Source organism: Spongorhabdus nitratireducens (assembly GCA_947387575.1).
GTDB lineage: Bacteria > Pseudomonadota > Gammaproteobacteria > Pseudomonadales > Endozoicomonadaceae > CANDOC01.
In genome coordinates this window covers 266137-280874 of sequence record CANDOC010000005.1, presented here as the reverse complement: position 1 = coordinate 280874, position 14738 = coordinate 266137, and the positions used below count along the sequence as shown (strand labels likewise).

The window sequence follows — 14738 nt, the reverse complement described above, 5'->3', positions numbered from 1 at the left end:
CTCAAGCCTGTACAGCGCCTGATAGTCCTCTGACTCGAGCTCGATATGCCTTGAACTCTTCTTTACTGAGATATTCTTTACCGATGTGCTCATCAATAGAATCGATACCCTCAGTCTTGTACCCTTCAGCCCCCGTATTATATTCCTGTATCTTGAGGTTTTGACTGTGAATCAGGATTTCCCTGAACAGGGCTGCATCTTCAGGAGATAACCGTGCACCAGGCTCAGGCACCTTACCATCACGCTCTGTCATCGTTGCCAGCAATTTAACTTCAGCATCAAGCATTCCGGTACGGTCTTTACCACTCTTGCAGTTTGATAAGGGAACGCCTTCTATCAGGCTTGTTAGTAGCAGAATACGGGCAGGCATCTTATATGTGTCATGTCCTTCACTATGATGAGCCTTGCTATTGAAAATAGAACGAGTCTGGGCTGCAAGTTGCTCTACTACACGCCTCTGATTCAGCATGTCGCCAATCTTTGCACTGATTTCAGCTTTTTTCTCAATAGGAACCTTGTCATCGGCATACTCTGCAGTCAGCTCATTAATTTGCGCTTGCTGTTTGGCTAGATAATCTCCAACAATACCTTTTATCTCACCCGGTTTGGTACTACCCAGCAGATTGGTTAAGCCCTGCTTGTTATACTTGTCTGATGTTTTCCAGCCGCCCACAAAAGGGGTAAGGTATTTTTTCTGGGCTCCTTTATTTACACCAAAATTAAAGGTTGCCATGCGAAAATTTACCCTTATTGTTGTTGCTTTGCCATTCTGATCAACCACTGTTAATTTCAATGGCCGCTGAGACGACAGCTGATCAAACGCCTCCATCTGTTCTTTCAGCATTTTGGCTTCACTCTTGGCTCCTTTTCTGATGGCATCAGGTGTCACCAACGAAGTGGAAGTCAGATCAAGTTGTATAGATTGCTGAGGATTGGCAAGCGCTTTTCCAAGTAACTCCGGTTTTAATGTCAAGGCAGCAACCAACGACTCTTTAGCCCGGTTTATATTTGCCTCTTTCCTTGTTGCGGCATCTTTAATACCAAATGCCGAGTGAATACCATGCCGAACCCCATTGTAATTAAATTTACCTTTTGGTGTTTTAAATGAGGAGGTCCATAAATCAACCGCATGTACCCTTGAATCTGTTGTCTGTGAGCTTATCCCACCCAGTCCGTCGTAAGATTCTTCATGAATATCACGCCCCCCTTGCGCCCCATCAACTCCCTGCAGCTGCATTTTGGCTGCGGGGACTTGTCTATGTTCAAGGCGTCCCGCATTTGTGTCATGCACTTTATGCAGGACTTTCCACTCGCGCTCATTAAGTTTTTTATTGAGTTGATATTTATAGTTTGAGTCAACTACAGTTTCTGGAATCCCGGCGCTCGCTAGTCTGGAACGGAGATTCTCACCCAGTTTTTTAGCATGTTTGATATCTGGCTTAGAAGCGCCCTGCTCCCCCTTTAATAGCAGCTGCTCCCGCTGGAGTTTTTTTTCATTTTTCAGCTGCTGCTCAAGATTCAGGATCTTTTTATCCGAATATCCTCCCGCCTGAGTATCTTTCCAAAGCTCAAGCACTCTTAATGCAGAGTCATAGTGACGTTCTTCAAGGGTAAACAGTTTTGCCAGTGTATGTCCCTCTGCGTCATCAAAGACTTTTTGCTCACTAAGTAATTGACGCGATTCGGTTAAATGCTGGATATCTCGAGATTCTATTGGGCGGTTGAGTGGCGGACGAGGGACCGTGCCTTTAGGATGGTATCGGGCTTGATGAATGGCAGTTCGGATCGGGGATACAATGGCTTTTTTTATTCTTTTGACAATACGATGCCTGAAACTTCCTTCATCATGTCTGACACCTTCTTGAAGCTCTTCTTGCTGGAGAGGCTGGAGCTCTGTTTGATTAACATTATGGCTGGAGCCACCTATCCTCGGAGAATCACCCATTGCCAACAATCCCTGTCGCAATTTTTATATCTTTAATATAGAAACAGGATTAAAGGCAGAAAACAATTCCGGGTATTTTTATTCATAAAAAAAGGGCGGTCATAATGACCGCCCTTTTTCAGAACAATTCAGCGTTCGCTATAAATAGCTGCTTACTTGTCCATTTGCGCCTTGATCAGGTCACCGATGGTAGTCGGACCAGCGGTCTCAACTTCCTGCTTGCGCAGTTCCTTCATCGCTGCCTTCTCTTCGACTTCGTCCTTAGCCTTAATGGACAGACCGATTACGCGGCTCTTGCGATCGATGCTGACAATCTTGGCTTCAACGCTGTCGCCTTCTTTCAGGACGTTGGTCGCGTCTTCAACGCGATCACGGCTGATGTCGGTAGCCTTCAGGCGGCCGATCACTTCTTCAGCCAGCTCGATCAGAGCTTCCTTGGCACTTACTTCCTTAACAGTACCAGTGACGATGTCGCCTTTCTGGTTCATGTCAGCGAAAGAGGCAAACGGATCTTGTTCCATCTGCTTGATGCCCAGGGAGATGCGCTCACGCTCAGGATCGATCGCCAGGATTACAGCTTCAACGTCTTCACCCTTCTTGAACTTGCGAACGGCTTCTTCGCCGGTCTCGTTCCAGGAGATGTCAGACAGGTGAACCAGGCCGTCGATGTTGCCTTCCAGACCGATGAAGATACCGAAGTCAGTGATAGACTTGATCTTACCGGAAACGTGGTCACCCTTGTTGCAGGTGCTGGCAAACTCTTCCCAAGGGTTAGCCTTGCACTGCTTGATACCCAGGGAGATACGACGACGCTCTTCGTCGATATCCAGAACCTGAACTTCAACCTCATCACCCATGGAAACAACTTTGCTCGGGTGGATGTTCTTGTTGGTCCAGTCCATTTCGGATACGTGAACCAGACCTTCAACACCTTCTTCCAACTCAACGAAGCAGCCGTAGTCGGTCAGGTTGGTTACACGGCCGGATACACGGGTACCTTCCGGGAAGCGCTGCTTGATGGCGATCCACGGATCTTCACCCAGTTGCTTCAGACCCAGGGATACGCGGTTGCGATCACGGTCGAACTTCAGAACCTTGACGTTGATTTCGTCGCCAACATTCACGATTTCGCTCGGATGCTTGATACGCTTCCAAGCCATGTCGGTGATGTGCAGCAGGCCGTCTACACCGCCCAGGTCTACGAACGCACCGTAGTCGGTCAGGTTCTTGACGATACCCTTGACTTCCAGGCCTTCCTGCAGGGAGCTCAGCAGCTGCTCGCGCTCTGCACTGTTTTCGGCTTCCAGGACAGCACGACGGGAAACAACAACGTTGTTGCGCTTCTGGTCCAGCTTGATAACCTTGAAGTCCAGCTCTTTGCCTTCCAGGTGAACGGTATCGCGCACCGGACGAACGTCGACCAGAGAACCCGGCAGGAACGCACGGATGTTCTTGATGTCGACGGTAAAGCCACCCTTGACCTTGCCGCTGATGATGCCCTTGACGATTTCTTCGTCGGAGAAAGACTTTTCCAGTTCTTTCCAGGCTTCCATACGCTTGGCTTTTTCGCGGGATACGCGAGTTTCACCAAAGCCGTCTTCAACGGCGTCCAGAGCAACCTGTACTTCGTCACCAACGTTAACGGACAGTTCGCCGTTCTCGTCCAGGAACTGTTCAGCCGGAACAACACCTTCAGACTTCAGACCGGTGTCGATGGTGACCCAGTCCTTATCGATGTCAACAACGGTACCAGTAATGATGGAACCGTTCTGCATTTCCAGCCCTTTCAGGCTCTCTTCAAAGAGTTCAGCAAAGCTTTCGCTCATTGTCTTTCCTGCATCTTTATCGGCGGCATGTCATCCCGGCGGCTTCACTCTGTGTATATAAAGTGAAACTGATTGGGGAATCCACACAACCTCAGCCATGTACCAGGAACATGGGTCTGTTTTTGGAAGTAATGACGGGCAAAAACCTGGCTCGCAACCCATCAAAACTGAAAAAGCCACTTGTTAAAAGTAGCTGATAAAAAGCTAAATAATGCCCTGCTGACGCATCTGATCAAGCATTCGGCTCAGCACTTCCTGAATGGTCAGACGGGTGCTGTCCAGCATGATCGCATCATCAGCCGGCTTGAGCGGGGCAATCTCGCGATTCATATCCCGCTCGTCCCGAGCGATTATATCGCTCAAAAGACGGTCAAAATTAGCATCAATTCCCTTCTGTTTCAACTGTTCCATGCGACGGCGAGCCCGTTCTTCGGCCTCGGCGGTCAGGTAGAACTTGATCACAGCATCAGGGAATACCACCGTTCCCATATCCCGGCCGTCAGCAACCAGTCCCGGACGTTCGGCAAATGCCCGCTGGCGCTGTAAAAGCGCATCCCGAACCCGTGGCAGGGTCGCGATACGGGAAGCCATCTTACCGACTTCTTCAGCCCGGATTGCGGACTCTACCTGCTCACCTTCCAGAATGATCTGGGCATCACTGTCTTCAGTGGCAGCCACAAACCGGACATCCAGATGGCCGGCCAGCACACAGAGGGTTTCTTCATCTTCAGCAGCGACACCATGGTTGATCGCCGCCAGTGCTGTCAGGCGGTACAGTGCACCGCTGTCCAGCAGGTGCCAGCCAAGCTCTTTGGCCAGCAGTGACGCCAGGGTTCCCTTACCTGCACCGCCTGGGCCGTCAATGGTGACAACAGGATTTTTTGGATTAGTCACGTAGAGTACTCATCTGTTCAGGCAAAGAGGCATCAATTACCACAAGCCTGCCGGACTTAAACGCCCCGCAGACTTGGTGGCCGAAATCTCAATGCTCACTGCCAATGGTCTTGATATTAAACCCGACCCCGTTGGCCAGGTCGGAAAACTTCGGGAATGATGTCGCTACATTGGCGCAATCATGAATATTAATGGTTCCCTCGGCTCTCAGCGCCGCAACAGCAAATGCCATAGCGATACGGTGATCACCGTAACTGTCTACCGTACCGCCGCCAATCGAACCACCGGTAATTTCAATACCGTCCGGCAGTACTTTGGTTTCAACCCCCAGCGCCTGCAATCCGTTTGCCATGGACTGGATCCGGTCACTCTCCTTGACCCGTAACTCTTCAGCACCACGCAGTACAGTCTTGCCTTCAGCGCAGGCAGCAGCAATAAACAGTACCGGGAATTCATCAATGGCCAGTGGCACCTGATCCTGAGGAATCTCGATACCGTGCAGCGGTGCGGCCTGTACTCGCAGATCTGCCACAGGCTCACCACCGACCATACGTTCATTTTCCACGGTAATACTGGCACCCATTTGCCGCAGAATATTAATGACACCGTCCCGGGTCGGGTTGATACCCACATGCATCAGGCGCAAGTCAGAACCCGGTACAATAGAAGCCGCAACCAGGAAGAAGGCTGCTGATGAAATATCCGCAGGTACATCAATATCACAGGCTTTAAGGCCTTCACAGGTAGACACCGAAATCCGGTCGCCATCCACTTCAACCGGGCAACCAAAGGCCTGCAGCATACGCTCGGTATGATCACGGGTCGGTGCAGGTTCGGTCACGGTAGTCTTGCCATCTGCATACAGACCCGCCAGCAGCAGACAGGATTTGACTTGGGCACTGGCCATCGGCATATCATACTCGATGCCCTGCAGCGGCTTGCCACCTTCGATTGCCAGCGGAGGGGTTTCACCTTCGTCGGCACTGATCACAGCACCCATCTCTTTCAGAGGAGCGGTAACACGCTTCATCGGACGACCGGACAGTGATTCATCACCAGTCAGGCGGGTATCAAACTTCTGCCCGGCCATCAGTCCGGAGAACAGTCGCATGCCGGTACCGGCATTACCGAGATAGATATCACCCGGAGGCGGCTGCAGACCATGCAGACCGACACCATAAATGGTTACCTTACCATCATGAGGGCCTTCAATAACCACACCCATGTCACGAAAAGCCTGCAGCGTAGCCAGACTGTCTTCACCTTCCAGGAAGCCACTGACGTGCGTTGTGCCTTCAGCCAGGGAGCCCATCATAATGGAACGGTGGGAGATGGATTTATCACCGGGAACCCGCAGTTCCCCTTGAATCGGACCGCCGTTTGCGGCCTGCCAGGTAATCGGATGACTACTGCTCATGTTATCTATATACGCTCTGTGTTCCAAAATCCGGGAAAAGTGAGTACGGGCCGCGCGGGCACGGCTGAATACGCCCAGCAGATGACGGGTATCATCTTCCGCCACTGCTTGCCTCAGCCGTTCCAGATCACCGGAAAAGGCATCCAGCGCACTCAATACTGCGGTTTTATTGGAAAGAAAAATATCATGCCACATGGTCGGATCACTGGCAGCAATTCGGGTAAAGTCCCGGAACCCGCCCGCGGCATAACGAAAAATATCAATATTGTCAGGATTGGCTGCCAACGTATCGACCAGTGAAAATGCCAGCAAGTGAGGCAAATGACTGGTCATTGCCAGCACATCATCGTGGCGATTTACCGGCATTTCCAGAACACGGGCACCACAAACTTGCCACAACGCCTTGACCCGCTGCAAATGCAGTGTTTCTGATTCAGGCAAAGGCGTCACAATCACCATATGATCTCGAAACAGGCCATCACGGGCAGCCGTAATACCACTCTGTTCCGAACCTGCAATCGGATGCCCCGGCACCAGATTACAACAGGAATCGCCTAACGCCCTGCGCGCAGCAGCAACAAACTCGCCTTTGCAGCTGCCGCCATCTGTCAGCGTCTTGCCGGTCAGATCCAGCCCCGACAACCGATCCAGAACGGATTCCATTGCCAGCATCGGCACTGCCAGCATAATGATATCAGCTTCAGCAACAGCGACATCAAGGCGGTCATAACTCTTATCGACAACACCCAGCACAGGAGCCCGCTGTCGGGACAGCGGGTTGGCATCATAACCCAGCACCTTGCGACAAACACTGGCACTACGAACCGAGGCAGCCACCGATCCGCCGATCAAACCAAGACCAACAACGAGCAGAACCTTATCTTGCAACACGCTGGCCGCTTCTGCATCAACCCTGTTCAAACAATCAACTCCGGTACTCATAAAGGACAATTAGAGTACACCTTCAGGGTAGGAGCCCAGCACTTTCAGGTCGTGAGCATTTTCTCCCACCTGCTCCAGCACTGCACTGATTGCCGGATCATTAACATGGCCCCGGAAATCAATAAAGAACACATAGTTCCAGTTACCGGTACGGGACGGGCGAGTTTCAACCCGGGTCAGGTCAATATCGTGCTGATGGAACGGCTGCAACAGATCATGCAGTGCACCCGGCTGATTTCGCATTGAAACGACAATAGACGTTTTATCCTTGCCGCTGACCGGTACATCATGGTTGCCGATAATCAGGAACCGGGTTGAGTTATCCGGCTGGTCTTCAATCTTGTCAGCCATGATATCAAGATCATACAAACGGGCAGCCATATCGCCGGCAATTGCCGCCGAGTTCCATTCACCACGAATTCTGCGGGCCGCTTCAGCATTACTATTGACTGCAATCCGCTCGGCCATCGGCCAGTGAGCATCCAGCCATTTACGACACTGGGCAAATGACTGGGCATGAGAATAAATCCGGGTAATTTTATCACGACGGGTATTCTCGGATACCAGCATATTGTGATGAATACGCAGTACCACTTCGCCACAGATTCGCAGCGAGGTATCCATAAAACTGTCGAGAGTGCTGTTGATTACGCCTTCAGTAGAGTTCTCAACCGGAACCACACCGTATTTGACCGCACCCGCAGCAACTTCACGGAAAACTTCATCGATGGCAGCCAGCGGTACACTGACAGCGGAATGGCCAAAATGCTTCAGCGCAGCCTGCTGGGTAAAGGTACCTTCCGGCCCCAGATAAGCCACTTTAGTGGGCTGTTCCAGCGCCAGGCAGGCTGACATCACTTCACGGAACAGTCGACCGACTTCTTCATCAGCCAGCGGGCCGTTGTTGCGTGCCATAATGCTACGCAGCACCTGTGCTTCCCGTTCGGGACGATAGAACAGGATTTCCTCACCCGGCTCGGAGGCTTGTTTGACGTGGGCCACCGACTGGGCGCACTGGGCACGCTCGGAAATCAGCTCCAGCAACTTGCGGTCGATACCGTCAATTTGCTCTCGCAATGACTGAAGCTGACTTGCGTCCTGATTCTTGTCACAGCTGTCTATCGCGCTGTCTCCACTACCATCACTACTCATTTATATTCTCACATGTTCTTTCAGCCTGACCTCGGAACCTGCAATCAGGGTAACGTCCCTCAGGCCCGAAGCCCGGATTATTATTCCTGCAACTGTTTTGACCTTCCAACTGCAGAATCATTCAACAGCGGCAGTTTTAGCCGTTTCGCTGTTCAAAATCGGCCATAAAATCAATCAGCGCATCAACTGCTGCCTCGGGTACAGCATTATAGATACTGGCCCGCATACCACCGACGGCTTTGTGGCCTTTAAGGTTTAGCAGGCCTGCAGCCTTGCTTTCAGCCAGAAAGACACTATTCAGCGCATCATCCGCCAGAATAAACGGCACATTCATGCAGGAGCGTTGCTCTACGGTAACCTTGTTGCTGTAAAAACTGCTTTGATCAATCGCCTGATAGAGCTTGTCTGCCTTGCGCCGGTTAATCCGGGCCATCGCTTCAAGACCACCCTGACGCTTGAGCCATTTGAACACCAGTCCGGCCAGATACCAGGCCAGTGTTGGGGGGGTATTCAGCATGGAGTCACGCTCGGCATGATTGGCATAGTTCATCAGCGTAGGACACTGGGGCATGGCCTGATTCAGCAGGTCATCCCGAACAATCACCAGTGTCAGCCCCGCCGGACCGATATTTTTCTGCGCTCCGGCATAGATAATGCCAAAACGGGAAACATCCAGAGGTGCAGACAGAATATTGGATGACATGTCCGCCACCAGCGGTACATCACCGGTATCCGGAATAAACGGGAACTCTACCCCGCCAATGGTTTCATTGGGAGTGTAATGAACATAGGCGGCATCAGCCGACAGCTTCCAGTATTCAAACGCCGGGACACAGGTATAGTTTTCAGCTTCACTACTGGCAGCGATATTGATTTCACCAAAACGTTTGGCTTCAGAAATCGCCTTTGAGGACCAGTGTCCGGTATTTACATAATCAGCCTTGGCTGATTTACCCATCAGGTTAAGTGGTGCCATGGCAAACTGCAGGGTAGCACCACCCTGAAGAAAAAGGACTTTATAATTATCGGGGATTTTCAGCAATTCACGCAGGTCGGCTTCTGCTGTTGCAGCCATTTCCATAAAGTCCGGGCTACGATGGCTGCACTCCATTACCGAGTGGCCTCGTCCGCCCCAATCCAACAGCTCATCCCGAGCCTGCTCCAAAACTTCCGTTGGCAAAGCCGCCGGTCCCGCACAGAAATTAAATGCTCGGCTCATAACAGATTTAACTTACACTTTCAGCTGGAGTTTTCTTTTGAAACAGGTATATGCACCAAGGTCACAATACTACACCGTAAAAACCGAAAAGGCTTTCAAATAATGCAAAAACGCCGGACTCTGTAAGAGCCCGGCGTTCGGTGATCAATAACGACTGACTTTATCGGTTTCAGGCGTCATCTGTTGCTGCTTCAGCCTCAGCATCACCCTCTTCTGACTGGGCAACTTCTTCAGGCTCTTCAACCCGGGCTACGCCAACCAGATTTTCATCCGACGCCACCTTGATCAGGGTAACACCCTGGGTGTTACGACTCATGACAGAGATTTCATCAACCCGGGTACGTACCAGCGTGCCCTGGTCTGAGATCAGGATAATTTCCTCACCATCTTGCACCTGAGTCGCACCGATGATTTCACCGTTACGCTCGGTCATCTGCATCGCGATCACACCCTGACCACCACGACCGGTAATCCGGAAGTCTTCAACCGGAGTCCGTTTACCAAAGCCATTGATACTGGCCGTCAGAATGCGGGCATTGTCTTCCGGAATAATCAGCGAGATTACCTTCTGGTCATCCAGCAGTCGAATACCACGCACACCACGTGCAGTACGACCCATGGCACGCACATCGCCTTCTTCAAAGCGAATTGCCTTGCCTCCGTTGGACAGCAGCATAACCTGCTTGCTGCCATCGGTGATTTCGGCACCCATCAGGGTATCGCCTTCTTCCAGTTCGATCGCACGCAGGCCAACAGAACGCGGACGGGAGAACTGCACCAGCGGTACTTTCTTCACAGTGCCGCGCTGGGTCGCCATAAAGACAAAGTTGCCTTCAGTATACTCGTCTACCGGCAGCATGGTGGTGATGCGCTCACCTTCTTCCAGTGGCAGGATGTTAACAATCGGACGACCACGGGAGGTTCGACCTGCTGGCGGAATCTGGTACACCTTGAGCCAGTAGACCTTACCCAAAGAGGAGAACAGCAGAATCTGGGTATGGGTGCTGGCCACCAGCATGTGTTCGACGAAGTCTTCTTCCTTCACCGAAGCCGCAGCCTTACCTCTACCGCCACGACGCTGCGCCTGATAGGTATCCAGTGTCGTAGTTTTGGCATAACCCTGATGCGACAGGGTAACAACCATATCTTCTTCAGTGATCAGGTCTTCAACAGTCAGGTCACGACGGGAACTGGTAATTTCAGTACGGCGTTCGTCACCATAACCTTCAACCACGGCTTCCAGCTCTTCCCGGATAACTTCCAGCAGACGCTGCGGATCAGACAGAATCAGGGTCAGCTCGGCAATACGTTCCAGAATTTCACGGTATTCCTGCAGCAGCTTGTCCTGCTCCAGACCGGTCAGGCGGTGCAGTTTCATTTCCAGAATGGCATGAGCCTGAGCCGGAGACAGACGATAACGGTCACCGTCCACCAGACCAAAACCTTCAGCCAGATCTTCCGGCTGGCAGGCGTCAGCACCGGCCGCACCGAGCATATTCAGCACCTGACCGGCATCCCAGGTTACAGCTGTGAGTTTTTCTCGGGCTTCAGCAGAAGACGGAGATTCCTTGATCAGCTGGATCACCGGATCGATATTGGACAGGGCAACCGCCAGACCTTCCAGCGTATGACCACGCTCTTTCGCCTTGCGCAGCTCATAAACGGTACGACGGGTTACTACTTCCCGGCGATGGCGGATAAAGGCTTCCAGAATCTGTTTCAGGTTGAGAGTGCGGGGCTGGCCATCAACCAGTGCCACCATATTGATCCCGAAAACATTTTCCAGTTGGGTCTGGGCGTACAGGTTATTCAGTACCACTTCACCCACTTCACCACGGCGCAGTTCGATGACAACCCGCAGGCCATCCTTGTCGGATTCGTCCCGCAGCTCACTGATGCCTTCGATCTTGCGCTCTTTAACCAGCTCGGCAATCTTTTCGATCAACCGCGCCTTGTTAACCTGGTAAGGAATCTCGGAAATAATGATGGTTTCACGGTTTTTCTTCTCGTCCCGTTCAATTTCAGCACGGGCACGCAGATAGATCCGGCCACGACCGGTACGGTATGCCTGCAGGATTCCTGCACGACCGTTAATAATGGCCGCTGTCGGGAAGTCCGGCCCCGGAATGTATTCCATCAGGTCATCGATGGTCAGCTCCGGATTATCCAGCAGTGCCAGACAGCCACCGATAACTTCTTTCAGGTTATGGGGAGGAATATTGGTTGCCATGCCTACGGCAATACCGGCAGAACCATTTACCAGCAGGTTCGGTACCCGGGTCGGCATGACTTCAGGAATCTGGATGGTGCCATCGTAGTTGGGCACATAATCCACGGTTTCCTTGTCCAGATCAGCCAGCAAGTCGTGGGTGATCTTTTCCATACGAATTTCGGTGTAACGCATCGCCGCAGCAGAGTCACCGTCGATGGAACCGAAGTTACCCTGACCATCCACCAGCATGTAACGCATGGAGAATGACTGTGCCATCCGCACAATCGTGTCGTAAACCGCACTGTCACCGTGAGGGTGGTATTTACCGATAACGTCACCGACCACACGTGCGGACTTCAGATAGGGTTTGTTCCAGTGGTTCCCCAGCTCACTCATCGCGAACAGTACGCGGCGGTGTACCGGCTTGAGTCCGTCCCTGACATCAGGCAGTGCTCGGCCGACAATAACGCTCATGGCGTAGTCCAGATAGGACTGCCTTAGTTCGTCTTCGATATTTACCGGAAGAATTTCATTTGCGATATCAGTCATAAAGACCCGTCGTTCCCAGTCTGTTCCTGTCACCACCCGGCCCTTCCCCTGACCGGGCTTACCAGCTCTCTTGCCGACCAGCAATATGGCCGCACCATCAAGTGGTGGGGCGAAGTCGAACAGAAAGCCTTAAACCTCGAAATCATACCACATGATGACCGTTATTCGCGACCTAAAACCTCGTGAAGGCCTCAGTATTAACCCCATCAGTGCTGATTTTACGCCGGGATTGGATATACTTGCCGGACATAAGAAGTGGATACTCCCCAATGTCAGAGATAGATACCCTGATTCATGCCCGCTGGATTATCCCGGTTAATTCCAGCCGCGATATCCTCGAACATCACAGTCTCGCAATCCATGACGGCAAGATCCTGGCCATTCTTCCCCGGGCCGAGGCGGAACAACAATATCAGCCAAAACAGATTAAAGACCTGAAGGGGCACGCCCTGATTCCCGGCTTCGTCAATACTCACGGCCATGCAGCCATGTCACTGATGCGCGGCAAGGCCGACGATCTGGAATTGATGGACTGGCTCAACAACCATATCTGGCCCACCGAAGCCAAATGGGTCAACGAGCAGTTTGTCCATGACGGAACCCGGCTGGCTATCGCCGAGATGCTCCGCAGCGGTACAACGACCTTCAGTGATAACTATTTTTTCCCGGATGTCTCGGCAGCTACTGCACATGAAGCCGGCATCCGCTGTCAGATCGCCTTTCCGGTCATCGACTTTGCCAACCGCTGGGCCAAGGATGCAGAACAACATCTGCACAAGGGGCTGGAAGTCAACGACCAGTTCCGTAATCAGCCATTGGTTAATGTCGCTTTTGGCCCCCACTCGCCCTATGCAGTTAGTGAAGATGCCCTGCGACAGGTAGCGGTACTGTCCGACCAGCTGGACCTGCCGGTACAGATGCATATCTGTGAAACCGCAGATGAAGTCAGCCAGATTCGTGAACGTACCGGCAAGCGCCCGGTGCATTACCTGGAAGAACTGGGATTACTGACACCCCGATTGCAGTGTGTCCATATGACCCAGCTTAATGATGACGATATTCGCCGGATTGCCGAATACGGCTGCCATATTCTGCACTGCCCCGAATCCAACCTGAAACTGGGCAGCGGCTTCTGTGAAGTCACCCGACTGAAAAAAGAAGGCATTAATGTTGCTTTGGGCACCGACGGCTGCGCCAGTAACAACGATCTGGATATGCTGGGTGAAATGCGTACTGCAGCACTGCTGGCCAAGGTGGTCGGTAAGGATATGTCTTCCATGGGAGCCTACGAGGCACTGGAGTGCGCCACCCTGAACGGCGCCAAAGCTCTGGGTCTGGATGCAACCACCGGTAGCCTGGAAGTGGGCAAGTCAGCCGATATTACCGCCATTGATCTGGATGTACTGGAATGTGCACCGCTCTATAACCCGGCATCCCAGATCGTCTACGCTTCAACTCGCAATCAGGTCAGCCATGTCTGGGTCGAAGGCCAGCTGCTGCTGGATGACCGTAATCTGACCCGCATGCACGAAAGCGAGCTGATTGAAACAGCGCGTGACTGGCATCATAAAATCACCAGCAAAGCCTGATATTTAATGATTCATCACCCGGGCATTCCGGCCCGGGTGTTTCATTCAGGCATCAACACTTGCTGCAAGCTGCTGCTGTAATGTTTTAATACGTTCCAAGTCTTTACTTGCATTTAATTTTATAGCTAACTGCTCTGCCTCTGCCGCAACAGTTCCAGCCTCTTTAATTCGCCCCCGGGCAAGACAGACTTTCGCCCACTGATACTGATACAGCATCAGGTTACGGAGTGACTCAGGCAGATTTTTTACCTTAAGCAGTATTGCCTCCGCCTTGTCCGGCTGTTCCAGCATCAGATTGGCACGAGCAAGCCTCAGCGCGACGCGCAAAGTGTCAGAGCTATTATTGTTACTGACAAAAATAGCCTGTGCCTGCTCCAGCTGACTGATACCCCGGACCAGATCAGGTGTTTCGGCATCGGTCAGGGCCGCGCCCAGATTAAACCGAACTTTGGCTTCCAGCATATCTCCGGGCTTCAATGCTTCCCGGCACAGGGCCAACGCTTGCTCTCCCCTTGCGACAGCTTCCCCGTCATGGTGACGAGCCCGGGCTACCGCAGACAACAGATAGAGAGATTCTATTTCCGACCGTGTTTTACCCGGATCTTTGCTCTTCAGCTGCCCAGCCAACCGATTGGCCGACTCCGCCAATTGTCCTGCCAGGTCATAATCACCCAGATAAAATGCTGTCGATACAGCCTGCAGCGTCAACACCAGCTCCTTTTCCTGATCACCTACATCCTGCGCCTGCAATACGCCTTCCCTGACCAACACCAGATTGTCTTTCCAGCGCCCGTCATGCTTCAGCTGTTCACTTAACTGCAGCAATGCATCCAGCTCGAGGGTTGCAGCAAAACCTGACAGGGCGATCAACATAACCAGCCACGCCAATAATCGGGTCAACAACGGTCTGGTAAACCGGTTTCTGAACATAGTGATCTTTCCGGATCTTCACTCAGTCGATTAAACAGTAGACAATAGCTTGTAAAATCAATT

8 protein-coding genes and 1 pseudogene are annotated in these 14738 nt (G+C 52.0%); 1 reads left to right on the top strand and 8 read right to left on the bottom strand.

Features of this window, described 5'->3' with window-relative positions:
* Position 1: 1 nt before the first annotated feature.
* The 7 genes and pseudogenes from ACYZZ0_RS11460 to gyrA all read right to left on the bottom strand — a co-directional run bounded on the left by ACYZZ0_RS11460 (position 2) and on the right by gyrA (position 12156).
* On the bottom strand, positions 2-1945 hold the full coding sequence (locus ACYZZ0_RS11460) for an inositol phosphate phosphatase SopB (RefSeq protein WP_461536762.1): 1944 nt from the start codon (positions 1943-1945) through the stop codon (positions 2-4).
* A 152-nt stretch (positions 1946-2097) separates the two neighbouring features.
* Positions 2098-3774, bottom strand: a pseudogene (gene rpsA, locus ACYZZ0_RS11455) (30S ribosomal protein S1); the annotation flags it as partial.
* Positions 3775-3975: 201 nt separating this feature from the next.
* The gene (cmk, locus tag ACYZZ0_RS11450; protein ID WP_461536761.1) at positions 3976-4665 is read right to left on the bottom strand and encodes a (d)CMP kinase; all 690 of its coding nucleotides are present in this window, start codon (positions 4663-4665) and stop codon (positions 3976-3978) included.
* Positions 4666-4753: 88 nt separating this feature from the next.
* Entirely contained in the window at positions 4754-7003 is a 2250-nt protein-coding gene (locus tag ACYZZ0_RS11445) for a bifunctional prephenate dehydrogenase/3-phosphoshikimate 1-carboxyvinyltransferase (protein WP_461536760.1), read from the bottom strand.
* Positions 7004-7033: 30 nt separating this feature from the next.
* Positions 7034-8176, bottom strand: coding sequence for a prephenate dehydratase (gene pheA / locus ACYZZ0_RS11440; protein ID WP_461536759.1), 1143 nt, complete (start codon positions 8174-8176; stop codon positions 7034-7036).
* 136 nt (positions 8177-8312) lie between these two features.
* Complete coding sequence (gene serC / locus ACYZZ0_RS11435) at positions 8313-9395, bottom strand: 3-phosphoserine/phosphohydroxythreonine transaminase (RefSeq protein WP_461536758.1); 1083 nt, start codon at positions 9393-9395, stop codon at positions 8313-8315.
* A 169-nt stretch (positions 9396-9564) separates the two neighbouring features.
* Complete coding sequence (gene gyrA, locus ACYZZ0_RS11430) at positions 9565-12156, bottom strand: DNA gyrase subunit A (RefSeq protein WP_461536847.1); 2592 nt, start codon at positions 12154-12156, stop codon at positions 9565-9567.
* 269 nt (positions 12157-12425) lie between these two features.
* Between gyrA and ACYZZ0_RS11425 the strand changes: the two genes are divergently transcribed.
* Positions 12426-13745: a TRZ/ATZ family hydrolase gene (locus tag ACYZZ0_RS11425; protein ID WP_461536757.1), complete on the top strand. Its 1320-nt coding sequence runs from the start codon at positions 12426-12428 to the stop codon at positions 13743-13745.
* A 45-nt stretch (positions 13746-13790) separates the two neighbouring features.
* On the opposite strand, the gene ACYZZ0_RS11420 is transcribed toward ACYZZ0_RS11425, so the two are convergent.
* Complete coding sequence (locus ACYZZ0_RS11420; RefSeq protein ID WP_461536756.1) at positions 13791-14675, bottom strand: hypothetical protein; 885 nt, start codon at positions 14673-14675, stop codon at positions 13791-13793.
* Positions 14676-14738: the final 63 nt, after the last annotated feature.